This is a genomic window from Streptomyces sp. P1-3 (assembly GCF_050613155.1).
GTDB lineage: Bacteria > Actinomycetota > Actinomycetes > Streptomycetales > Streptomycetaceae > Streptomyces.
On sequence record NZ_CP192512.1, the window covers coordinates 3,080,831 to 3,102,724 of the forward strand.

Sequence of the window (21,894 nt, forward strand, 5' to 3'; positions counted from 1 at the left end):
GTGGGCGAGAACGATGCTTGGATCGACTCACGGCACCCTCACCACCAACTCCCGTCATGCCCGCGTCGTCGCGTGCGGCGAACATCCCGGCCCCGCCGTCCGCGTCCACGACATGGCCGAGCCGACCGGTGACCTGGACGTCAGCGGCCGCCCGCTGCACTCCCCCGTACCCGGCCTGGACCGGCTGTTCCGCCCCGAAGCAGTGGCCATCGTCGGCGCCTCCGACGCCGAAGGCCGCCCCAACACCGGCGTCACCCGGCAACTCCTGGACTGGGCCGACCGCGTCGGGGCCCGCGTCCATCCCGTACATCCCACCCGCACCAGCGTCTTCGGCCTCCCCTGTCGTCCGTCCGTCGCCGATCTGCCCGGGCAGATCGACCTCGCCGTGCTGCTCGTCAAGGACCCCCTCCCGCTCATCGAGGAACTGGCCGAGGCCAAGGTGCGGTTCGCCGTCGCCTTCGCCTCCGGTTTCGCCGAGACCGGCCCGGAGGGCGCCGCCGCGCAGGACCGGCTGGCGGACGCGGTGCACCGCTCCGGGCTGCGGCTGCTGGGGCCCAACACCAACCTCAACGCCTTCGAGCGGTTCCGCAACGACCTGGACGGACCGGCAATCGCCCTCATCACCCAGTCCGGTCACCAGGGCCGCCCCGTCTTCACCCTCCAAGAGCTCGGCATCCGGCTCAGCCATTGGGCCCCCACCGGCAACGAGGCCGATCTGGAGTCCGCCGACTTCCTCTCCTACTTCGCCTCACGGCCCGAGGTCGGGGCGATCGCCATGTATGTGGAAGGGCTCAAGGACGGGCGCCGCTTCCTGCTGGCCGCCGACCGCGCCGCCCGCGCCAAGGTGCCCGTCATCGCCGTCAAGGTCGGCCGCACCGAGACCGGCGCCCGCACCGCCGCCTCCCACACCGGCAAACTGACCGGCTCGGACGCGGTGGTGGACGCGGCCATGCGGCAGTTCGGCGTGATCCGGGTGGACGGCCTGGACGAACTCCAGGACACCGCGGCCCTGCTCGCCCGCGCCCGGCCACCGCGCGCCGAAGGAGTCGCCGTCTATTCGATCTCCGGGGGCACCGGCGCCCACTTCGCCGATCTCGCGGCGGCCGCCGGCCTCCCGCTGCCCACGCTCTCCGCCGCCAAGCAGGCCGAGCTCCACCAGTGGATACCAGACGATCTCAGCGTCGCCAACCCGGTGGACAACGGCGGGCACCCGGTGGGCGACCGGCGCGGCCGGAAGATCATCGACGCGCTGCTGGCTGACCCGGGCATCGGCGTGCTGGTCTGCCCCATCACCGGCCCGTTCCCGCCGTTGAGCGACAAGCTGGCGCAGGATCTGGTGGACGCGGCGGAGCAGACGGACAAGCTGGTGTGCGTGGTGTGGGGCTCGCCGCTCGGCACGGAGGACGCCTACCGCACCACGCTGCTCGGCTCCTCCCGCGTCGCCACGTTCCGTACCTTCGCCAACTGCGTGACGGCCGTCCGCGCCTACCTCGGCCACCACCGCTTCGCCTCCGGATACCGCTCGCCCTTCGACGACGCACCGCGCACCCCATCGCCCTCGGCACGCAAGGCGCGTGCGCTGCTGAGCCCGGGGACACGGCTCAGCGAGCACGCCGCCAAGCAACTGCTGCGGGCGTACGGCATCCGCGTCCCCCGCGAACAACTGGTGACCAGCGCCGCCGCGGCCGTGCGCGCGGCGGGTCTCGTCGGCTATCCCGTCGTCATGAAGGCGTCGGCCCCGCAACTGGCCCACAAGACCGAACTGGGCCTGGTCAAGATCGGACTGACCTCCGCCAGCCAGGTCCGCGACGGCTACCGCGAGCTCGTCGACATCGCCCGCTACGAGGGCGTGGAACTGGACGGCGTCCTGGTCTGCCAGATGGTCGAGCGGGGCGTGGAGATGGTCGTCGGGGTCAGCCACGACAGCCTCTTCGGCCCCACGGTGACGGTCGGGCTCGGCGGCGTGCTCGTGGAGGTGCTGAACGACGTGGCCGTGCGGGTGCCGCCGTTCGGCGAGGACCAGGCGCGGGCGATGCTCGGCGAGCTGCGGGGCCGTGCGCTCCTCGGCGGTGTCAGGGGCGCTCCCCCGGCCGATGTGGACGCCCTGGTGGAAGTCGTCCTGCGGATCCAGCGGATGGCCCTCGAACTCGGCGACGACCTCGCCGAGCTGGACGTCAATCCGCTGATGGTGCTGCCGCGCGGGCAGGGCGCGGTGGCACTGGATGCGCTCGCGGTGTGCCGCTGAAGGGTACGCCGGACTCGCCCGTCCTGGTCGTGCCGCCGGACCGAGCCGGTCGGCGGCCGGCCCGCGACGGATCCCCGCCCGATACGGGACGGGCGCCCGCGCGCGGGCCGCGCGGCGCGTCCGCCACCTCCGCCACCAGCGCCCCGCGAAACGGAGCACTCTCATGCCCGACCGCCCGACGTCCGACGACTCCGTGCCCGACCGCCCCACGTCCGACGGCCCCATGCCCGACCGCCCCACGTCAGACGACATCGCGCCCAACCGCTCCACGACCGGCGGCCCCATGCCCGACTCCCCCATGTCCGGCACCCCCTCTCACGGCGGCTCCTCCCCCGAAGAACCGCCTGACTCCGTTGTACGGCACGCCACTGACAACGGCGTCGCCTGGATCACCCTCAACCGCCCGGAAGTCCTCAACGCCATCACCCCTGACCAGCGGGAATACCTGATCTGGCAGCTTGGCGAAGCTTCCGCGGACCCGGCCGTCCGGGTGGCCGTCCTCACCGCCACCGGCCGCGGGTTCTGCGCCGGTGCCGACTTGCGCGGCGGAGCCGCGGGCGGTGCGAACGACGCGGACCACGACCGGGACGGCACGGGCGGCGCCGGGCGGCGGGAACGGATCGCGGGCGACGTGACCCGTACGATCCGGCTCGGCGCGCAGCGGCTCATCGCCGCCGTACTCGACTGCGAGAAGCCCGTCATCGCCGCGGTCAACGGCACCGCCGCCGGACTCGGCGCCCATCTCGCGTTCGCCTGCGACCTGGTGCTGGCCGCCGAATCCGCCGTGTTCGTCGAGGCGTTCGTACGGCGCGGGCTGGTGCCCGACGGCGGCGGCGCGTATCTCCTCCCCCGGCTGGTCGGCCCGCAGCGGGCCAAGGAGCTGATGTTCTTCGGCGACGCGCTGTCCGCCCCCGACGCCGAGCGGCTCGGGCTGGTGAACCGCGTAGTCCCCGACAGCGAACTGGCGAAGACGGCACGGGCGTGGGCCGAGCGCCTCGCCGCCGGCCCGACCCGCACCGTCGCCCTCACCAAGCAGCTGGTCAACGCCTCGCTGGAGGCGGACCGGACAGCCGCGTTCGCCGCCGAGGCCGCGGCTCAGGAGATCAACATGAGCACGGCCGACGCCCGCGAGGGTGTCACGGCCTTCGTCGAACGCCGCACCCCTCGTTTCCACGGCCACTGACCACCGGCCCGCACCACCCGCTTCCTATCTGACGAACCATCAGATTCAATGGACGGCATGATGGGACATGCCGCAATGGCCGCCACCGCCGTGCGCTACCTGACGTCCGTCGGTACGGCGGCACCGACGGCGTACGGCGTCGCGGCGGCCGATCCGCAGGCCCTGGTTCCCCTGCCGCCGCCCGCGTTGCGCGCCGTGCGCGAGGACGAGCGCCCGCCACCGGATCCGGCCGAGTTCCGGCGCGTCCTCGGGCACTTCGCCAGCGGCGTCACCGTCGTCACCGCCCCCGCCGCGGCGCGGGAAGCCGGTCCGGCCGGATTCGTCTGCCAGTCCTTCACCTCGCTCTCCCTCGAACCGCCCCTGGTGGCGTTCATGGTCGCCCGCACCTCGACCACGTGGCCGCGGATCGCCCGCGCCGGGGTCTTCTGCGTCAACGTCCTGGGCGCCGGGCAGCGGGAACTGTGCCGCGCCTTCGCGGTGAGCGGGGCCCGGCGGCCCGACAAGTTCGCGGGGGTGGCGCACGGGCCGTCGGCCGCGACCGGGTCGCCGCTGCTCGACGGCGTACCGGCATGGATCGACTGCACGATCCACGCGGTGCACACCGGTGGCGACCACCTCGTCGTCGTGGGCCGGGTCGAGGCCCTCGGTACGGACGAAGCCGCCGCGGAGCCCGGGCCGTTGCTCTTCCATCGGGGCTCGTTCGGCACCTTCACGCCCCGGCGGGACTGAGTCCGCCGAACGGGGGGGGCTCTCGTCAGGCCGCCAACGGCACCGCCCCCGCCTCCTCGGCGTCTCGCCGCCTGATCACCAGCGCCATCAGCGCGGCTATCGCGCAGAGTCCGCCCGAGGCGTACCAGACCACGTCGTACGAACCGAAGTTGTCCCGGGCGACACCGCCGAGGAAGGCGACCAGGCCGGCGCCCACCTGGTGGGAGGCGAGCACCCAGCCGAAGACGATCGCGCTGTCGGCGCCGTACTGCTCACGGCACAGGGCGATGGTGGGCGGCACGGTCGCGACCCAGTCCAGTCCGTAGAAGACGATGAAGAGCACCATCGGCGGGTGGACGTGGTCGGACATCAGCATGGGCAGGAACATCAGGGACAGGCCGCGCAGCGCGTAGTAGACAGCCAGGAGCCGCCGCGCGTCGAAGCGGTCGGTGAACCAGCCGGAGGCGATGGTTCCGATGATGTCGAAGACCCCGACGACCGCGAGGAGCCCGGCCGCGGCCGTGACCGCCATCCCATGGTCGTGTGCGGCGGGTACGAAGTGCGTCTTGACCAGTCCGTTGGTGGTCGCGCCGCAGATGGCGAAGGTGCCGGCCAGCAGCCAGAAGGTGCCGGTCCGGGAAGCCTCCACGAGCGCCCGCACGGCGCGCCTGGCGGCGCCGCGGCGGGGCTCGGGACGCGGCGCGGGCGGCCCCTCGGCACCGTACGCCACCAGACCCACGTCCACCGGGTAGTCGCGCATGAGCAGCCATACGAAGGGCACGACGGCGAGCGCGGCCAGCGCCACGGTGACCGCGGCCGGGCGCCAGTCGTAATGGTCGACGATCCAGGAGAGCGACGGCAGGAAGACCAGCTGTCCGGACGCGCCCGCCGCGGTGAGGATGCCGGTGACCAGGCCGCGCCGTTTGACGAACCACCGCTCGCTGACCGTCGCGGCGAAGGCGAGTGCCATGGAGCCGCTGCCCAGGCCGACGAGCACACCCCAGCACAGGACCAGTTGCCAGCTCTCGGTCATGAAGACGGTGAGGACGGCGCCCGTGGCGATGACCGTAAGCGCGCAGGCGACGACCTTGCGGATGCCGAAGCGGTCCATGAGCGCGGCGGCGAACGGCGCGGTGAGCCCGTAGAGGGCGAGGTTCACGGAGACCGCGAACCCGATGGTGCCGCGGGACCAGTCGAACTCCTCGTGCAGCGGCTCGATCAGCAGGCCCGGCAGCGACGCGAATCCGGCCGCGCCGATGATGGTCACGAAGGCGACGGCCGCCACCCACCAGGCACGGTGCAACGGCCATGTGCGGTGTCGGCGCGCCGCGCGGGAGCGGTGTTCGGGCGTGCGGTCACGCTCTTCGGGAAGCCGGGCTGTCTGCGTCACCGGACCAGGATCGGGAGCGGTCACGCCCCGGACGAGTGGCCGGTGGGCCAGCATTCATCAGGATCGGGCCACGGCAGGAGCTACGCTGGACGGCCCTTACGGAGCGGGAGGGACCGTATGCCACGGGACGAGGCGAGCACAGGCGGGGACGAGGCGAGCGCGGGGAGGGGCGAGGCGAGCGCAGCCGGAGGAGAGGCCGGTACACCGCGCCGGCCAGGCTCCGGGCCGCGCCGGGGCGGCCCGCACCGGGTCGTCGTCCTCGTGCTGCCGGGGGTGATCCCCTTCGAGCTCGGCATCCCGTACCGCATCTTCGGCAAGGCCCGGTCGCCCGAGGGCACGCGGCTCTACGAGGTGGTCACGTGCACGCCGGAGCCCGGGCCGGTGCGCACCGACGCCGACTTCACCATCATGGTGGAGCTGGGGCCCGAGGTGCTCGCCGGCGCGGACACCGTCGTGGTTCCCGCCTCCTATGAGCGCGGTCCCGTGTACCGCGAGGGGCGGCTGAGCGAGCTGCTGGCCGCCGCGTTCGCGAGGATCCGGCCCGGCACGCGCATGATGTCGATCTGCACGGGAAGTTATGTACTGGCCGCCGCCGGGCTGCTCGACGGCCGCCCCGCCACCACCCACTGGAACAGCGCCGACCACTTCCAGCGGCTCTTCCCTTCCGTCAAGGTCGACCCCGACGTCCTGTTCGTCGACGACGGCGATGTGCTGACCTCGGCCGGGGTCGCCTCGGGCATCGACCTGTGCCTGCACGTGGTGCGCCGCGACCACGGGGCGGCGGTCGCCAACGAGGTCGCGCGGCGCAGTGTCGTGCCGCCGCACCGCGACGGCGGGCAGGCGCAGTACATCGAGCGTCCCGTCCCCGAACCACAGCTGGCGACCACGACGTCGGCGCGCGCCTGGGCGCTGGAACGGCTGGACCGGCCGATCTCCCTGCGCGAGCTGGCCGAGCAGGAGTCGATGAGCGTGCGGACGTTCACCCGCCGGTTCCGTGAGGAGGTGGGGGCCAGCCCCGGCCAGTGGCTGGTGCGGCAGCGGGTGGAGCGGGCGCGGCATCTGCTGGAGTCCACCGACCTGTCGGTGGACCAGGTGGCGCGGGACGCCGGTTTCGGTACGGCGGCGTCGATGCGGCAGCACCTGCAGGCGGCACTCGGCGTCTCCCCCACCGCCTACCGTCGGACGTTCCGTTCCGCTTCCGCCGGAGGCAGGGGCGCGGGCCGGGGCTTCGGCGCCGTCAGAACGTGAGCACCGCGCGCAGCACCCGTCCGTCGCGTACGTCCTGCGTCGCCTTCGCGAAGTCGGCCACCGGATAGGTGGCGGAGACGAGTTCGTCGAGCAACAGTCGGCCGTCGCGGTAGAGCTCGGCGTACAGCGTGATGTCGCGCTGGGGACGGGAGGAGCCGTACCGGCAGCCGAGAATCGACTTGTCGAGAAAGAGGGACGTGGCGAGGAAGGACGCCTCGGCGGTGCCCGCCGGGACGCCGAGCAGCACCGCCTGGCCGTGCCGGTCGAGCAGGTCGACGGCCTGCCGGATGAGGCGCGTGCTGCCGACGCACTCGAAGACATGGTCGGCCCCGGTCGGCAGGATGCGGCGGACCGCGGCGAAGGTGTCGGATTCGGCGGAGGCGTCGATGAAGTGGGTGGCGCCGAAGCGGCGGGCGGGCTCCGCCTTGGCGGGGTTGGTGTCGACGGCTACGACGGTCAGGGCTCCGGCGATCCGGGCCCCTTGCAGCACGTTGAGTCCGATGCCGCCGACGCCGAGGACGACGACGGTGTCACCGCGGTCGACTCGGGCGCGGTTGAGCACGGCCCCGACGCCGGTGAGTACGCCGCATCCGAGGAGGGCGGCCGAGGTCAGCGGGATGGCCGTGGGGATCCGCACCGCCTGGACGGCTGTGACGATGGTGCGTTCGGCGAAGGCGGAGGTGGCGGCGAACGCGTACAGCGACTCGCCGCGCCGGGTGAACGGCCGCCCGGGCCTGCCGATGGCGGACCTGCACATGGTGGGGCGGCCGCGGTCGCAGTCGGCGCACGTGCCGCAGTTGGCGAGGGTGGAGAGTGCGATGTGGTCGCCGGGGGCGACATGGGTGACGCCGGGGCCGGTCGCTTCGACCACGCCCGCGCCTTCGTGGCCGAGGACGACGGGGGTGGGGAAGCGGATCGCGCCGTCGAGCACCGACAGGTCGCTGTGGCACAGCCCGGCGGCGGCCACGGCCACCAGGACCTCGCCGGGGCCGGGGGCCCGCACCTCCAGGTCGTCGGCGAGCCGGGGCGCTCTGCCGTCGAAGACGACTCCTCTCATGGCCTTTCTCCTCTTTCCTGTTGGCCGGGGGGGTCCATGGGGTCGGCCCGGGACCGCTCGGGTGGTGGCGGTCAGGACGTCCAGACGACCGACTGGAGTTCGGAGTAGGCGTGCAGCCCGAACGATCCGCCGTCCCGGCCGACTCCGCTGTCCTTGAAGCCGCCGAAGGGCGTCTCGGGGTGGCGCTGCACGGTGTTGATGCCGACGTTGCCGCTGCGCAGCCGGGCGGCGAGCGCCCAGGCGCGGCCGGTGTCGGCGCTGAAGACGTAGTCGTAGAGGCCGTACGGGGTGCCGTTGGCGATCCGGACCGCCTCGTCCTCGTCGTCGAAGGGAAGAGCGACGACGACCGGTCCGAAGATCTCCTCCTGGGCGACGGTCATCGCCGGGTCGGCGTCGGTGATGAGGGTCGGCGGGGCGTAGAAGCCGGGCTTGAGGTCGGGGCGGTGGCCACCGGTGGCTATGCGCGCGCCCTGCTCGCGGGCTCCCGCGACATGGCCCTCGACGCGGTCGCGCTGCGCGGCGGAGATCAGCGGGCCGACGATCGTGGAGTTATCCACAGGGTCCCCGATTGTCAGTGACTCAGCGTAATCTCGGAGATCGGTGACGACCCGCTCGTACAGCGATCGATGGACGAGCACACGGGTCGGTGCCGTGCAGATCTGTCCGCTGTGGAAGGACCAGACCGAGCCGACCCCCGCGACCGCCGACCTGAGCACCGTGTCGTCGGCGTCTCGCAGGACGATGGCCGCGCCCTTGCCGCCCAGCTCCATCAGGGTGCGTTTCATCGACCGCCCCGCGGTCTCGGCGATCCGCTTTCCCACGGCGGTGGATCCGGTGAAGCTCACCAGGTCGGTGTCCGGGTGCGCGACGAGCGCCGCGCCCGCGTCCGGGCCCGATCCGGTGACCACGTTGAAGGCACCGTCCGGCAGCCCGGCCTCCTTGAGGATCGGGCCGAGTTCCAGGCAGGCCAGGGGGTCCTGCGGGGCCGGCTTGGCGACGACGGTGTTGCCCATGGCGAGGGCGGGTGCGGCCTTGCCCACGAGGTTGACGAGCGGGAAGTTGTAGGAGGTGATACAGGCGACGACACCGATCGGGCGGCGGACGGCGGCCGCGCCGATCAGCCCACCCGGGGCGAGCGGGGTGGCTCCCACCGGGTGCGGGGCGAGTGGGACGGTGGCGGGCTCGACGGCTCCGCGCGCGTAGCGGCGGAAGCGGTCGACGGCGGTGGGCAGTTGCATGCGGGACGTCAGGCGCAGCGTCGCGCCTGTCTCGGCCTGGAGCAGCGGCACCAGCTCAGGGGCGCGCCCGGTCAGCAGGGCGGCGGCACGATCGAGGACGGCGGCGCGCTCCCGCGGATCGGTGCGCGACCAGAGAGGAAGGGCGGTGCGGGCGGCTTCCACGGCGGCCGCGACCTCGGCCGGGGCGGCGTCGGGGGCGTGGCCGACCGGCTGCTCGGTGGCGGGGTTGATGACCGGGTAGTGGCCCCGGGCGGGGATGCGCCAGGAGCCGTCGATCCACAGGCCGTAGGTCTTGGTCATGCCGGTGAGCCCTTCTGGTGCGCGGTCGGCGACCGGGACGGGGGCACGGGCGGCGGCCCCGGCCGGTGCGCGTCGGGGCGGGGTTCCTTGGGGAGGTGCAGCACACGCTCGGCGATGACGGATCGCTGGATCTCGTCCGAGCCGCCGTAGATGGTGTCGGCGCGACTGAAGAGAAACAGCCGCTGGAGGGAGTCGAGTTCGTAGGACCCGTCCTCGGCCCAGTCCGCCGGGCCGAGGGCCGCCGCGGCGCCGCGCACCTGCACCGCCAGTTCGCCAAGCCGCTTGTGCCAGCCGCTCCACAGCAGCTTGGCGACGCTGGGCGCGCCCTGGTCACCGGTGGCGCCGAGGGTGCGCAGGGCGTTCCAGCGCAGGGTCTGCAGCTCGGCCCACTGCCGTACGAGCCGGTCCCGCAGCACCGGGTCGTGTGCGGTGCCGGTCCGCAGGGCCAGCCGTACGACGTGGCTCAGCTCCTGGGCGAAGCCGATCTGCTGGGCGAGCGTGGAGACTCCGCGCTCCACCGCGAGCAGGCCCATGGCGACGCGCCAGCCATGGCCCGCGCCGCCGACGAGGTGGTCGGCGCGGGCGGCCGCGCCGTCGAAGAACACCTCGTTGAACTCAGCCGTTCCGGTCAGCTGCCGGATCGGTCGGATCTCGATGCGACCCGGCTGGTCCATCGGCACGAGCAGGAAGGAGAGTCCGTGATGGCGTCTGGAGTCGGGCTCGGTACGCGCCAGGACGAAACACCAGTCGGCCTCGCCCGCCAGCGAGGTCCAGATCTTCTGCCCGGTGACGCGGTAACCGCCGTCGGCGGGGTCGCGGACGGCGGTGGTGCGCAGCGCGGCGAGGTCGGAACCGGCCTCCGGCTCGCTGTAGCCCTGGCACCACAGCTCGTCGCCGCGCGCCACGGGCGGCAGGAAGCGGGCGCGTTGCGCCTCGTCGCCGAAGGCGAGCAGGGTGGGGGCCAGCAGGTTCTCGCCGATGTGGCCGAGCCGGGCGGGGGCCTGGGCGCGGGCGTACTCCTCCGCCCAGACGACCTGTTGGGTCAGGGTCGCGGCCCGGTTGCCGTAGCCGCCGTGGCCGCGGTCCCAGCCGAGGCCGATCCAGCCCGCGGCGCCCAGTTCCCGCTCCCAGGCTCGGCGTCCCTGGAGGGACGCCTCACCGGGGCGGTGTCCCTCCAGCCAACTGCAGGCCTCGTGGCGGAACCGCTCGTCCTCCGGGCCGAATGCGAAGTCCACGACATCTCCTCTCGCCCTGCCTCACCTGCCACGCGGGTGCCCGCGCGCCCTGCCGTGCCTGGCGGGCGAGGGCCCGCTCGCGCTGCCCTGCCTGCCGTTCGACGGCCCGCTCGGGCTGCCCGGTGCGCCCCGCGGGGGTCGGCTCGGGCTGTCCCGCCCACCGTGTGGGGGTGGGCGCCGAGGGGCGGGGTCCGGTCACGGGCCGGGGTCTTACGCGTTGGGGCGCTGCCCCTCCGCCGCTGCGGCGGCCATCGCGTCGAGCCGGGCCAGCATCGGCATCGGGTCGGTGCCGACCGTGCCCGGCAGGAAGTCGGCGATCCTCTCCGGGGTCCAGGCGCCATCCGCGTACCCGGCGCGCAGTTCGCGCGGCTGCGCCCAGACCGCGATCTTGGGGCCGGCGACCGTGTAGACCTGGCCGGTGATGCCTTCCGTTCGGGCGCGGTCGCTGAGCAGGTAGACGACGAGGGGCGCGACGTCCTCCGGTTCGCCGATCTCCTTGAGTTCCATGGGCACTCCGGCCGACATCCGGGTGCGGGCCACGGGCGCGACGCAGTTCGCCGTCACCCCGTACTTGTGCAGCCCGAGGGCGGCGCTGCGGACCAGAGAGATGACCCCGCCCTTGGCGGCGGCGTAGTTGGCCTGGGCGACGCTGCCCTGATGGTTGCCGCTGGTGAAGCCGACGAGGGTGCCGGACCTCTGGCGGCGCATCGCGGCGGCCGCGGCACGGAAGACGGTGAAGGTGCCCTTCAGGTGGGTGGCGACGACCGGGTCCCACTCCTCCTCGGTCATGTTGAACAGCATCCGCTCACGCAGGATGCCGGCCGCGCACACCACACCGTCGACGCGGCCGAACCGGGCCTGCGCCATCGACACGACACGCTCACCACCCGCCATGGTCGACACGTCGTCCGCGACGGCCACGGCCTCGCCGCCCGCCGACTCGATCTGCTCGACCACCGCCGCCGCGATCTCGCTGGTGGGTTCGCCGCCGTCGACGGCGACCCCGTAGTCGTTGACGACGACCTTCGCGCCCTCGGCCGCGCAGGCGAGCGCGACGGCCCGCCCGATACCGCGCCCGGCCCCGGTGACGGCGACCACCTTGCCTGCCAAGAAGCTGCCCACGTCCGGTCCCCTCCCGGAGTATCTGACGGTCCGTTAGATTTTTGGGCAGACCCGGGCCGAGCACAAGCCCCCGGCCCCGCCCGAAACCCGAACCGAACCCGAGCCCGAACCCGAACCCGAACCCGGGAACCGGGAACCGGGAATCCGAACCCGAAGCGAGGAGGGTCCATGTCACTGCCGCCCGCGTTCCACGACATCGCCAAGCGCGTCAACAACTGGGGTCGCTGGGGAGAGGACGACGAGATCGGCACCCTCAACCTGATCACCGATGCGACGGTCCGGGCGGCCGCCGCGACAGTGGCCCGCGGCCGTCGCGTCCCGCTCGCCGTTCCGCTCCGGCAGGACGGCATCCAGACCGGCATGATCCCGGGGCGGATCAACCCCCTGCACACCATGATCGCGATCAACACCGAGCCCTTCGGCCCCGGCACGGTGGCGACCAGTGACGACGCGGTGACGATGGGACTCCAGGCCGGCACCCACTGGGACGGCCTGACGCACGTCTCGCACTCCGGGAAGATCTACAACGGCCGCCCCGCGGACTCCGTCACCGCCCACGGCCGCGCCAGGTTCAGCGGGATCGAAACCGCCCGGCACATCGTCTCGCGCGGCGTCCTGCTGGACGTGGCCCGCGCGCGTGGCCACAGCCGCCTGCCGGGCGGGCGTGCCGTCACCCCCGAGGACCTCGAAGCAGCTGAGGAACTGGCCGGGGCGCGGGTGCGTTCCGGCGACATCGTGCTCGTGCGGACCGGGCAGATCCAGCGCTATCTGGAGGGCGACCGCGAGACGTACGCGTTCCCCTCCCCCGGCCTGTCGATCCGCACACCCGAGTGGTTCCACGCCCGGGACGTGGCGGCCGTGGCCAACGACACGCTCACCTTCGAGATCTTCCCGCCGGAGATCGAGGGGCTGTGGCTGGGCGTGCACGCGCTGCATCTCGTCGAGATGGGGATGCCGCAGGGGCAGAACTGGAATCTGGAGGAGCTGTCGGAGGTGTGTGCGGCCGAGCGGCGCCATGTGTTCCTGCTGTCCGCCACGCCCGAGCCGTTCGCCGGAGGGGCGGGGGCCCCGGTCGCCCCCGTCGCGATCCTGTGACCCCGGCACGCGGCAGGGGCAGCGTCCACCCGAGGGGGCGGGCGGGCCGGTCGGGCGGCGGCACGCCGATGCGCACCCCGAGCACGGCACCGCGCGCCGCCGCCCGATCCCGACGCCGATGCCCTGTATCCGCGTCGGGTCGCGACCCGCACTCGCCGAGGAAGAGCCCTGTCGGACATGAGGTCCCAGGGGCCTCGGCGTCCCCTCGCGACGAATCGCTGCGTCCTAGAGTGATCAGACGTGCACCACACGTCAACACCTGGTCTGGACTTGCCTGCTCAGACGCGGTTCGCGGCGGGGTAGGACGGTTCGTAGGCGCCCGCCGCCAGCAGTGGTTCGCTGCGGTCGATCTCGCACCAGATGCGCTTGCCGGTGCCCTCACGCTGCCAGCCCCAGCGGTCGGCCAGCCCGTCGACCAGTTCCAGGCCGCGCCCGCTGGTGGCGGCCTCGTCGGCGTGCCGCTGCCGGGGCGCGCGGGCGCTGACGTCCACGACCTCGACCCGGACCGTGCAGACCACAGCCTCGGCTCCCGCGGTACCTCCGGCGGGCAGGGGCCGCCCGTTCGGCACGGGCTCGGGCAGCAGCATCCGCAGTACGGCGGGGCAGCCCGTGTGCACGACAGCGTTGGTGACCAACTCGGAAATCAGCAGGATGAGCGTTTCAGCGAGCGGCTCGTCCGCACCTATCCCGGACCCGGTGAGCCGCGAACGGGCCCACCGCCGGGCACGCCCCACCTCCGCGGGGTCGGGCCGGACCTCCAACTGCACCTGAAGCACCTGCACCGTTCACACCATCCGAACCGGCGGACACATCGCCTCACGCCTCGAAAGGATCACGGACCGTGACTCCCTTCCGGGACAGCATGGTTGACGTACAGTCACCCCAACAAGCGCTTCGGGCATATACCAGCGCTTAGGAGTACGCGCACCGATGGCTGTGCGACGCGCACTGCGGGGAGTCGAACAGCGGGGCACCGCGCCCTTCCACCCTGCGCGAGCGGGGCGCATTCGATATTCCGGCGCGACCTCAACGGCCACTCCGGTATCACTGCGCCTCGGAACCACTCGCACCCAACGGAGGGTACCCGAGGCCACCCCCGACTCCCCCCTGTAACGAGTCACACCTAGGACACAACGCGATATCAACGCTCGGTGACCTGGCGGGCCCGAGAGCATCCCGTAAGAAACGGACACCGCCGATACCACCCCGCCACCGCAACATTTACGCCTCTTACCTATCAAATCCGACATCTTGCCCTGTCAAGAGCGCTGCGGCGAGGTGCTCTTCGGCCTCGGCGGCCGTTCGCCACAGCTCAGCCCGAACCCACGCCCGTTTGAGGTGCAGATGGACATCCGATTCCCAGGTGAAACCCATGCCTCCGTGGACCTGAAGACAGTCGCGCGCGTTACGGACCGCGGCCTCGTCGGCGAGCAGCCCGGCCGCCGCGGTCTCCTCCGGGGCGCCCAGGACGGCGGCGGCGTACACGGCGGCCCTGGCGACCTCCACCCGTACCAGCATCTCCGCGCACAGATGCTGGACGGCTTGGAAGGAGCCGATCGACCGGCCGAACTGAGTGCGCCGCCGCGCGTGCTCCACCGCCGTCTCGACGGTACGGGTGGCGCTGCCGAGCTGTTGGGCGGCGCTCAGCAGCTCGGCCCCCGCCCGGAACCGCCCGGCCGCGGCTCCGGGGCCCGCGGCCGCCCCGGCCTCCTTCGGCCCGCGCGACACGGAAGACGGCGCGGCGGAGGACGGCATGGCGGAGAGCGTGGCGGAGGGCGGGACGGAGCGGAGTGACACCGCGGCCAAGGGGGTGCCGGGATCGACGGACCGTATGGGCCGCGCCGCGCTCCGCACCACGGACGCGGGCAGTGTCCACACACGCGCGCCGTCCACGGCGACAACGACGTCGGCGGTGCTCAGGTGCTCCACGAGCACGTCCCGGTCCGGATCACCGCGTGCTTGGCCCAGGTCCATCGCCGTGACCAGCGTGTCGCCTTCGGCCGCGCCCGGCACCGCGCCGGCCGCCAGATGTGTGGCGACCAGTGGGCCGGGGAGCAGCGCCCGTCCCGCCTCCTCGAAGACCAGTGCCGCCTCGGGCAGTCCCAGCCCGACACCGCCGTCGGCTTCGGCCAGCCGCAGGGCGAAGAACCCCGCCGCGCCCAGCTCCCGCCACAACGCGCGGACCGTTCCGTCGCCGCCCTCCGCCGCTGGCCCGAACGGCTCCCGCGCGGCGGGCACGCCATGCCGGGCCAGCAGGTCGCGCATGCCCGCGCGCAGCGCCCGCTGGTCCTCGTCCAGCCGGAAGTCCATGGCGGTTCACCGCCCCTTCGGCAGGCCGAGGATGCGCTCGGCCACGATGTTCCGCTGGATCTGCGTCGTGCCGGCGGCGATGGTGTACGACAGCGACGACAACCGGTCCGCGGTCCATGGCTGGCCCGCGTCCAGCGCCTGGGGGCCCAGCACCGCGGCCGCCGCGTCGTACAGCTCCTGCCGCACCTGGGCGTAGCGCAGTTTGAACACCGAGCCGCCGACGCCCGGTACGCCGCCGGAGTGCTGCGCCTCGCTCACGTTCCACTGGGTCAGCCGCCACAGCGCGGTGAAGTCGGCCGCCAGCCGCCCCAGTCGTCGCCGCAGGACCGGGTCGTCCCATCGGCCGTTCGCCCGGGCGGCCCGCGCCAGTTCGCCCAGCACCCGCCGGCAGGCCACCACCTCGCCGACGAAGGCGGTGCCGCGTTCGAAGGACAGGGTCACCATGGTGACGCGCCAGCCGTCGTTCTCCGCACCGACCCGGTTGGCGACGGGCACCGGCACCTCGTCCAGGAACACCTCGGCGAACTCCGCGGTCCCGGCGAGGGTGCGCAGCGGCCGTACCGTCACCCCGGGCGCGTCCATCGGCATGGCGAGCCAGCTGATCCCCCGGTGCTTCGGCGCGTCGGCGTCAGTGCGGACCAGCAGTTCGCACCAGTCGGCGATCTCCGCGTGCGAGGTCCAGATCTTGCTGCCCGTCACCAGGTAGTGGTCGCCGTCGCGCACCGCGAGGGTGCGCAGGGCCGCCAGGTCGGACCCGGCCTCCGGTTCGGAGAAGCCCTGACACCACACCTGCTCGCCGCGCAGGATCGGCGGCAGCCAGCGCGCGCGCTGCCCGGCAGTCCCCTCGGCGATGACGGTGGGTCCGGCGTGCAGCAGCCCGACGAAGCCGGCGCCGACATAGGGGGCACCCGCCCGCTCGGTCTCCTCCAGGAAGATCAGGTGCTGGGTGGGGGTCGCGCCCTGCCCGCCCGCCTCCGTGGGCCAGTGGAGTCCGGCGTATCCGGCGTCGTACAGCATGCGCTGCCAGCCGCAGTCGTACGCCCGGCGCGCCGGCCAGTCCTCGGGCGCGGGCCTGGGAGGCAGGGTGGGCAGCGCCTTCCGCAGCCACAGCCGCAGCCCGGCCCGGAACTCCTCCTCCGCTTCGGTGTACGTCAGGTCCATCGGCGGCCCGCGTCCGGTTCCGGGGCCGGTTCTGGGTCCGGGGCCGGGTTCCGTTCTGGGTTCCGCCCTGGATTCCGTTCCGGGTCCGGGTTCCGCCCTGGGTTCCGGTCCAGGTCCAGGTCCAGCATCCGGATCGCGTTGCCGCGCATCAGCTTGTGGACCGTCTCGTCGTCCAGATCCCGTACGTGGTCCAGCGCGACCCGCTCGGTGTCGGGGAACGTGGAGTCGACATGCGGGTAGTCGGTCTCGAAGGTGACGTTGTCGACGCCGACCGTGTCGAGGGACGCGATGCCGTGCTTGTCGCGGAAGAAGCAGCAGTAGATCTGCCGGTAGTAGTAGGTGGACGGGGGCTCGGGGATCAGGTCGCGGACCCCGCCCCATGCGCGGTGTTCCTCCCACACGTCGTCGGCGCGCTCCAGCGCGTACGGGATCCAGCCCATCTGCCCCTCGCTGTAGGCGAGCTTGAGCCGGGGGTGGCGGACCAGGACGCCGCTGAAGAGGAAGTCCGTCATCGAGGCCATGGCGTTGTTGAAGCTGAGCGTGGCCTGGACGGCGGTCGGTGCGTCGGGGGAGGCGGCGGGCATCTGGGAGGAGGACCCGATGTGCATGCACACCACCGTGCCCGTCGCCTCGCACTCGGCGAAGAACGGGCCCCAGTAGCCGCTGTGGATGCTCGGCAGGCCGAGGTAGGTCGGTATCTCGCTGAAGGTCACGGCCCGCACCCCGCGGGCGGCGTTCCGGCGGATCTCCGCGACCGCGAGGTCGACGTCCCACAGCGGGATCAGGCACAGCGGGATCAGGCGGCCCCCGCTGTCACCGCACCACTCCTCCACCATCCAGTCGTTGTAGGCCCGCACGCACGCCAACGCCACCTCCTTGTCGTGCGCCTCGGCGAAGGTCTGGCCGCAGAACCGCGGGAACGTGGGGAAGCACAGCGACGCCTCGACATGGTTGAGGTCCATGTCCGCCAGCCGGGCCTTCGGGTCCCAGCAGCCCCGCCGCATCTCTTCACGGGTGATCCCCTCCAGGGTCATCTCGTCCCGGGAGAAACCGACGGCGGCGATGTTGCGCTTGTACGGGAATTTCAGGTCCTCGTAGATCCACCAGTCGGTGGGCCGCCCGTCCGGGTCCATGGTGATCCGGTACTTCCCGCCGACGTACGCCAGCTCCCCGATGCCCGCGGTCAGCGGGCGCGGGCCCCGGTCCCGGTACCTGGCCGGCAGCCACGTCTCGAAGAGGTGCGCGGGCTCGATCACATGGTCGTCGACGCTCACGATGCGCGGCAGCGGCTGCTTCATCGCCCATCCCTTCGGCTGCTGCTCTTGATCACCGGTACTGCTGGTCCAGTACCTGCGACGCCAGGAATTCTGACGATCTGTCAGATTCTCTTCTTCGAGGCTAGCTCGCGACCCCTGGACCGACAAGGCGCGGAGCCCTACGCTTCCCCACCCAATCTGACTCTTCGTCAGCTCACTGGAGGCCGCCATGCCCGACAGCGCGCGGGGACAGGGCACCGCTGCCGCATTCGACGCCTCGGGGACCTTGTGGGAGTTGCTGGACCGCCGCGCCGAACGCACCCCGGACGCCACCGCTCTCCTCCAGGCCGCCGACTCGGCCCGGCACGACCGGAGGGTGAGCTTCGGTGCCTTGCGCGCCCGCGCCGAGCGGACCGCCGCCGGGCTGTCCGCGCTGGGCGTGCGCCCCGGCAGCCGTGTCGCCTGGCAACTCCCCACCCGTATCGAGACGGTCGTGTTCTCCCTGGCACTGGCACGGCTCGGCGCCGTCCAGAGCCCGCTGATCCCCTCGTACCGCGAGCACGAGGCCGGATTCGCGCTGCGCGCGGCGCGGGCGGAGTTCCTCGCCGTCCCCGGCACCTGGCGCGGCTTCGACCACACCGCCATGGCCCACCGTCTCGCAGCCCGGCTGCCCGCACCGCCCCGCGTCTTCGAGGCGTACGACGCGCTGCCCGAAGGCGATCCGGCGCTGCTGCCGCCACCACCGGCCGACGGCGTGGCCACGCGCTGGATCTACTGGACCTCCGGCACCACCGCCGACCCCAAGGGCGTGCTGCACACCGACCGGAGCCTCATCGCCGCGGGGTCCTGCCTGGCCCGCGCACTGCGCCCGGGGCCGGACGACGTGGGGTCGATGGCGTTTCCGTACGCCCATGTGGGCGGGGCCGACTACATCGTGATGCTGCTGCTGTGCGGCTTCCCCGCCATGCTGCTGGAGCACTTCGCGCTGCCCGGCTCACTCGACGCGTACCGGCGGCACGGCGTCACGATCGCGGGCGGCAGCACCGTCTTCTACACCATGTTCCTGGCCGAGCAGCGCGAGTGCCCCGGGCGACCGGTCCTGCCCGCCCTGCGGCTGCTGGCGGGCGGCGGCGCCCCGAAGCCGCCGGAGCTGTACCACGAGGTGGTGCGCGAGCTGGGGTGCGGGCTCACGCACGGCTACGGCATGACCGAGGTACCCATGATCACCATGGGGGCGCCGGACGACCCACCGGACCGGCTCGCCACCACCGAGGGACGGCCGCCGGCCGGTATGGAGATCCGGGTCACCGGCCGGGACGGCGCGGTCCTGCCCGCGGGCGAGGACGGAGAGATCCGGCTGCGCGGGGAGGCCGTTTGCGCCGGATATCTCGACCCCGCCCAGACCGCCGAGGCGTTCGACGCCGACGGCTTCCTGCGCACCGGCGACCTCGGGCACGTCACCGAGGACGGGTATCTCGTGCTCACCGGCCGCGCCAAGGACGTCATCATCCGCAAGGGCGAGAACATTTCGGCCAAGGAGATCGAGCAGCTGTTGTACGCGCATCCGGACGTGCGCGACGCCGCCGTCATAGGGCTGCCGGACGCGGTGCGCGGCGAGCTGGTCTGCGCCGTCGTCGAACAGCCCCCAGGCGCCGCGCCGCTCACCCTCGACGCCGTCACCGCGTATCTGCGTGGCGCGGGCCTGGCCGGGCACAAGCTTCCGGAACGGCTGGAGGTGGTGGAGGGGCTGCCGCGCAACGACACGTTGCGCAAAGTGATCAAGTACAAGCTGCGGGAGCGGTTCGGGGGGTGACGGGGCCCCGTACACGGGACGGTCGGCGGTCGGCGTACGCGGGACGGTCGGCGGTGGGCGTACGCGGGTCAGTCGGCGATGGGCGTACGCGGGTCAGTCCGCGGCGACGTACGCGGGTCAGTCCGCGGCGACGTACGCGGGTCAGTCCGCGGCGACGTACGTCGCCGTCGCCTGCTCGGCGAAGCGGGCCACGGCGCGGTGTTCGTCGCTCGGGCCGATCACCTGGACGACGTGGTAGCGGCCGTTCAGAAGCATCGCGGCGTTGCGCGCACAGAGCTCGCGACCGCTGCCGTCCCGCCACCGGAACTCGCCCTCCGCCATCGCCGTCTGCCCGACGTCGGTCCGGCGCAGCCCGGAGACCGAGGTCCAGGAGGCGGAGCGGTAGGCGGCCAGTTCGGGCTCGTCGGACTGCTGGTAGGCCATCGGGTCGGCGCCGAAGTCGGCCACCTCGTCCCGTCCGGGCACCACGATCAGCTCGAACGCGCCGCCGACGTAACGGATCTGGCCGCGCGGGTTCTCGGGGCGGCGCTGCCACGTCTCGTGGACCGCGACCTGAAAGCCCGCGGGATCCTCGCGGACGGCGAACCCCTCGGCCAGGTCGGCGCGCCGGGTGGACTGCGGTGACGTGGCGGCGCCTTCGCCCTTCGCGTCTCCCTCGCCCTTCTCGCCTCCCCCGGCCTTTTCGCCGCCCCCGGCCTTCGTGGAGCCGTGGCCCTGCGCGGTGGCCGAGGTCGACGAGCCCGCCGAGCCCGTGCGCCGCTTCCCCTCGTCCTGCTCTGCCTTGGGCATGAACAGCATCGCGAACACCACGCCCGCGACCAGCAACAGCAAGATGGCCAGGAGCAGCACCCGGCCGAGGTTGCGCGGGCCGCCCTCCCGCCCCAGCCTGGGCTCGCGGGGACCGCGCGCCACTCGGGGCGCACGCGGCTCGTGGGGCGGCCTGGGCTCGCGGTGCGCCCGAGGCTCTTCGCGGACGCGCTCATCGTGCGGCGACCGGCCGCGCTTGTGCCGCCCGTGCGGGCCGACCGGTACGGCCGCCCCCCGGCGCCTGCCCCAGCCCCGGCGCACCAGCCAGCCGCGGCGGCGCACGACGGGCAGCCGTCCCGGGTCGGAGGGTCCGCTCGCGCCCGATGCCGGGACCACGACCGTGCGGCTGCCGACATCCGGCTCCGGCGCGGTACGGATCACCGCGCACAGCCAGCCGCGCAGTTCGTCAAAGTCGGGCCGCTCCGCCGGGTTCCGACGCATCAGCGCCTCGACGACGGGGCGCAGCATGCCGCACTCGTCGGCGTACGCGGGCGGGTGGGAACCCACCAGCCGCACCAGTTCCGCGGCGCTCTCCTCGGGGTACGGGGCACGGCCCTGGACGGCCCGGAAGAGCAGCGCGCCGACCGCCCAGAGGTCGGTCGCGGGGCCGACGGGGGCCACCGGCGCTCCGTTCGCGTGCGGGGTCCCGGCCTGCTCCGGCGCCCAGCGCTCGGTGACCGCGCCGACGACGACGGTCCGCGCCTCCCGGGCCCGCTCGGCAGCCCGTGCGGCGGCTCGCTCGTCAGCGGGCTCCCGGCCAGCGGCTGAGCCGACGGGACGGCGTGCGACGGCCTCGGCGCGCGGGGCCGGCGGGGCACCGCCGCCCGTACCGCCGACAGCCGTACCGCCGCCCGTACTGCCGACAGCCGTACCGCCGACTGCCGGGCCGCCGGGCCTGCCGCCCGCCGAGTCCCGGTCGCGGTGCAGCGACCCGCGCGCGTCACCGGCCGGGCCGGGCATCTCCGCCCGCCCGGGTGGCGCGGCGGCGGGCTCAGGCCTCGTGGACGGCGGTGGGGAGAGCGGCCGCAACGGCTCGGCCGGGCGTGGGTCGTACCCGCACAGGGCCTCTTGCGCGGCGCCCGCCGCCAGCCCCGTCAGCATGGCGCGGCCGTCATCGCAGATCAGGACCGTACGCGCGGTGATGTTGCGGTGGATCCAGCCGTGGGCGTGCAGCGCGCGCAGCGCGGTCAGGACGTCCGCGGCGATCTCGGCGGCGCGGTGCGGGCTCAGCGGTCGCTCGGCGAGGAGCGCGGCGAGCGGCCGCCCGGCCACGAACTCGCTGACGATCCACAGGCTTCCGGCCTCGGCGAAGACGTGGAAGACCTGCTCGAGGCGCGGATGGTCGGGGATCGCGGCGGCGGTGGTCGCCGCGTCGATGGCCCGCCGTACCAACGGGTCGTCACTGCCGCGCGCCGCGCGGACGGTCCGCGGGAAGCGGCCACCGCCGGGGCGGTGCCCCGGGTCGCCGACCACCTCCGCCTCGAAGACCTCCGCCTCGACCACCTCTGGCAGGGGTATCTGCCGGACCAGCACTTCCTGCCCGCTGTAGGTGTCAAACGCGCGCGTCTCGGCCGGTTCGTGCGCGTCGGACGGGGGGAGCGGCAGACGGTAGCGGTCGGCCAGTATCCGTCCCGCGTAGTCGTCCACGACGCCTCACCCCCTCGCGCTTCCCGGCCACCGCGTCAATTCCGGTCGGTTTTCTGTCTCTTGCGAGCCTATTGCGGCC

Annotated in this window: 16 protein-coding genes; 6 read left to right on the plus strand and 10 right to left on the minus strand. The window is 73.2% G+C overall.

Translation table 11 applies throughout. The annotated features are described in order from the left end of the window. The first annotated feature begins 13 nt into the window (after window positions 1–13). The 3 genes from ACQUSR_RS12805 (at window position 14) to ACQUSR_RS12815 (ending at window position 4,157) form a co-directional block, all read left to right on the plus strand. A complete protein-coding gene (locus ACQUSR_RS12805) occupies window positions 14–2,245 on the plus strand; it encodes an acetate--CoA ligase family protein (RefSeq protein ID WP_431042707.1) in 2,232 nt (743 codons plus the stop codon). Window positions 2,246–2,543: 298 nt separating this feature from the next. Further along, complete coding sequence (locus ACQUSR_RS12810; protein ID WP_431047550.1) at window positions 2,544–3,428, plus strand: enoyl-CoA hydratase/isomerase family protein; 885 nt, start codon at window positions 2,544–2,546, stop codon at window positions 3,426–3,428. 48 nt (window positions 3,429–3,476) lie between these two features. Next, window positions 3,477–4,157 (plus strand): flavin reductase family protein, encoded by a 681-nt coding sequence (locus tag ACQUSR_RS12815; RefSeq protein ID WP_431042708.1) that lies wholly within the window; start codon window positions 3,477–3,479, stop codon window positions 4,155–4,157. A gap of 25 nt (window positions 4,158–4,182) precedes the next feature. Here the strand turns inward: ACQUSR_RS12815 and ACQUSR_RS12820 are convergent, their stop codons facing one another. Further along, window positions 4,183–5,526, minus strand: a complete 1,344-nt coding sequence (locus tag ACQUSR_RS12820; RefSeq protein ID WP_431042709.1) for an MFS transporter — start codon at window positions 5,524–5,526, stop codon at window positions 4,183–4,185. Between the two features lie 117 nt (window positions 5,527–5,643). On the opposite strand from ACQUSR_RS12820, the gene ACQUSR_RS12825 reads away from it, so the two are divergent. Continuing rightward, window positions 5,644–6,774 carry a GlxA family transcriptional regulator gene (locus ACQUSR_RS12825; RefSeq protein ID WP_431042710.1) on the plus strand — a complete coding sequence of 377 codons (1,131 nt, stop codon included), beginning with the start codon at window positions 5,644–5,646 and terminating at the stop codon, window positions 6,772–6,774. Here ACQUSR_RS12825 and ACQUSR_RS12830 read toward each other — a convergent pair. The 4 genes from ACQUSR_RS12830 to ACQUSR_RS12845 all read right to left on the minus strand — a co-directional run bounded on the left by ACQUSR_RS12830 (window position 6,764) and on the right by ACQUSR_RS12845 (window position 11,726). After that, a complete protein-coding gene (locus ACQUSR_RS12830; protein ID WP_431042711.1) occupies window positions 6,764–7,831 on the minus strand; it encodes a zinc-binding dehydrogenase in 1,068 nt (355 codons plus the stop codon). The two genes, ACQUSR_RS12825 and ACQUSR_RS12830, sit on opposite strands and share 11 nt — an antisense overlap. 71 nt (window positions 7,832–7,902) lie before the next feature. Next, window positions 7,903–9,369, minus strand: a complete 1,467-nt coding sequence (locus ACQUSR_RS12835) for an aldehyde dehydrogenase family protein (RefSeq protein WP_431042712.1) — start codon at window positions 9,367–9,369, stop codon at window positions 7,903–7,905. Beyond that, a complete protein-coding gene (locus tag ACQUSR_RS12840) occupies window positions 9,366–10,604 on the minus strand; it encodes an acyl-CoA dehydrogenase family protein (RefSeq protein WP_431042713.1) in 1,239 nt (412 codons plus the stop codon). Before ACQUSR_RS12840 ends, ACQUSR_RS12835 begins: the two co-directional genes overlap by 4 nt. A gap of 210 nt (window positions 10,605–10,814) precedes the next feature. Next, window positions 10,815–11,726 (minus strand): SDR family oxidoreductase, encoded by a 912-nt coding sequence (locus ACQUSR_RS12845; RefSeq protein ID WP_431042714.1) that lies wholly within the window; start codon window positions 11,724–11,726, stop codon window positions 10,815–10,817. A gap of 168 nt (window positions 11,727–11,894) precedes the next feature. Between ACQUSR_RS12845 and ACQUSR_RS12850 the strand changes: the two genes are divergently transcribed. Next, window positions 11,895–12,821 (plus strand): cyclase family protein, encoded by a 927-nt coding sequence (locus ACQUSR_RS12850; protein ID WP_431042715.1) that lies wholly within the window; start codon window positions 11,895–11,897, stop codon window positions 12,819–12,821. Window positions 12,822–13,099: 278 nt separating this feature from the next. Here the strand turns inward: ACQUSR_RS12850 and ACQUSR_RS12855 are convergent, their stop codons facing one another. The 4 genes from ACQUSR_RS12855 to ACQUSR_RS12870 all read right to left on the minus strand — a co-directional run bounded on the left by ACQUSR_RS12855 (window position 13,100) and on the right by ACQUSR_RS12870 (window position 17,590). Next, window positions 13,100–13,603 carry an ATP-binding protein gene (locus tag ACQUSR_RS12855; protein WP_431042716.1) on the minus strand — a complete coding sequence of 168 codons (504 nt, stop codon included), beginning with the start codon at window positions 13,601–13,603 and terminating at the stop codon, window positions 13,100–13,102. Between the two features lie 448 nt (window positions 13,604–14,051). Next, a complete protein-coding gene (locus ACQUSR_RS12860) occupies window positions 14,052–15,131 on the minus strand; it encodes an acyl-CoA dehydrogenase family protein (RefSeq protein WP_431042717.1) in 1,080 nt (359 codons plus the stop codon). A gap of 6 nt (window positions 15,132–15,137) precedes the next feature. Further along, entirely contained in the window at window positions 15,138–16,292 is a 1,155-nt protein-coding gene (locus ACQUSR_RS12865; protein ID WP_431042718.1) for an acyl-CoA dehydrogenase family protein, read from the minus strand. Further along, window positions 16,283–17,590: an amidohydrolase family protein gene (locus ACQUSR_RS12870; RefSeq protein WP_431042719.1), complete on the minus strand. Its 1,308-nt coding sequence runs from the start codon at window positions 17,588–17,590 to the stop codon at window positions 16,283–16,285. Before ACQUSR_RS12870 ends, ACQUSR_RS12865 begins: the two co-directional genes overlap by 10 nt. Window positions 17,591–17,777: 187 nt before the next feature. Here ACQUSR_RS12870 and ACQUSR_RS12875 point away from each other — a divergent pair, with 187 nt between their 5' ends. Continuing rightward, complete coding sequence (locus tag ACQUSR_RS12875; protein WP_431042720.1) at window positions 17,778–19,361, plus strand: AMP-binding protein; 1,584 nt, start codon at window positions 17,778–17,780, stop codon at window positions 19,359–19,361. A 141-nt stretch (window positions 19,362–19,502) separates the two neighbouring features. On the opposite strand, the gene ACQUSR_RS12880 is transcribed toward ACQUSR_RS12875, so the two are convergent. Then, window positions 19,503–21,815: a protein kinase gene (locus ACQUSR_RS12880; protein ID WP_431042721.1), complete on the minus strand. Its 2,313-nt coding sequence runs from the start codon at window positions 21,813–21,815 to the stop codon at window positions 19,503–19,505. Window positions 21,816–21,894: the final 79 nt, after the last annotated feature.

Bases quoted from the DNA above. Each gene is read 5' to 3' on its own strand.
- ACQUSR_RS12860 (WP_431042717.1), bottom strand. From the start codon at position 15,131: ATGGACTTCCGGCTGGACGAGGACCAGCGGGCGCTGCGCGCGGGCATG.
- ACQUSR_RS12875 (WP_431042720.1), top strand. From the start codon at position 17,778: ATGCCCGACAGCGCGCGGGGACAGGGCACCGCTGCCGCATTCGACGCC.
- ACQUSR_RS12805 (WP_431042707.1), top strand. From the start codon at position 14: ATGCTTGGATCGACTCACGGCACCCTCACCACCAACTCCCGTCATGCC.
- ACQUSR_RS12850 (WP_431042715.1), top strand. From the start codon at position 11,895: ATGTCACTGCCGCCCGCGTTCCACGACATCGCCAAGCGCGTCAACAAC.
- ACQUSR_RS12865 (WP_431042718.1), bottom strand. From the start codon at position 16,292: ATGGACCTGACGTACACCGAAGCGGAGGAGGAGTTCCGGGCCGGGCTG.
- ACQUSR_RS12815 (WP_431042708.1), top strand. From the start codon at position 3,477: ATGGACGGCATGATGGGACATGCCGCAATGGCCGCCACCGCCGTGCGC.
- ACQUSR_RS12825 (WP_431042710.1), top strand. From the start codon at position 5,644: ATGCCACGGGACGAGGCGAGCACAGGCGGGGACGAGGCGAGCGCGGGG.
- ACQUSR_RS12810 (WP_431047550.1), top strand. From the start codon at position 2,544: ATGTCCGGCACCCCCTCTCACGGCGGCTCCTCCCCCGAAGAACCGCCT.
- ACQUSR_RS12830 (WP_431042711.1), bottom strand. From the start codon at position 7,831: ATGAGAGGAGTCGTCTTCGACGGCAGAGCGCCCCGGCTCGCCGACGAC.
- ACQUSR_RS12870 (WP_431042719.1), bottom strand. From the start codon at position 17,590: ATGAAGCAGCCGCTGCCGCGCATCGTGAGCGTCGACGACCATGTGATC.
- ACQUSR_RS12835 (WP_431042712.1), bottom strand. From the start codon at position 9,369: ATGACCAAGACCTACGGCCTGTGGATCGACGGCTCCTGGCGCATCCCC.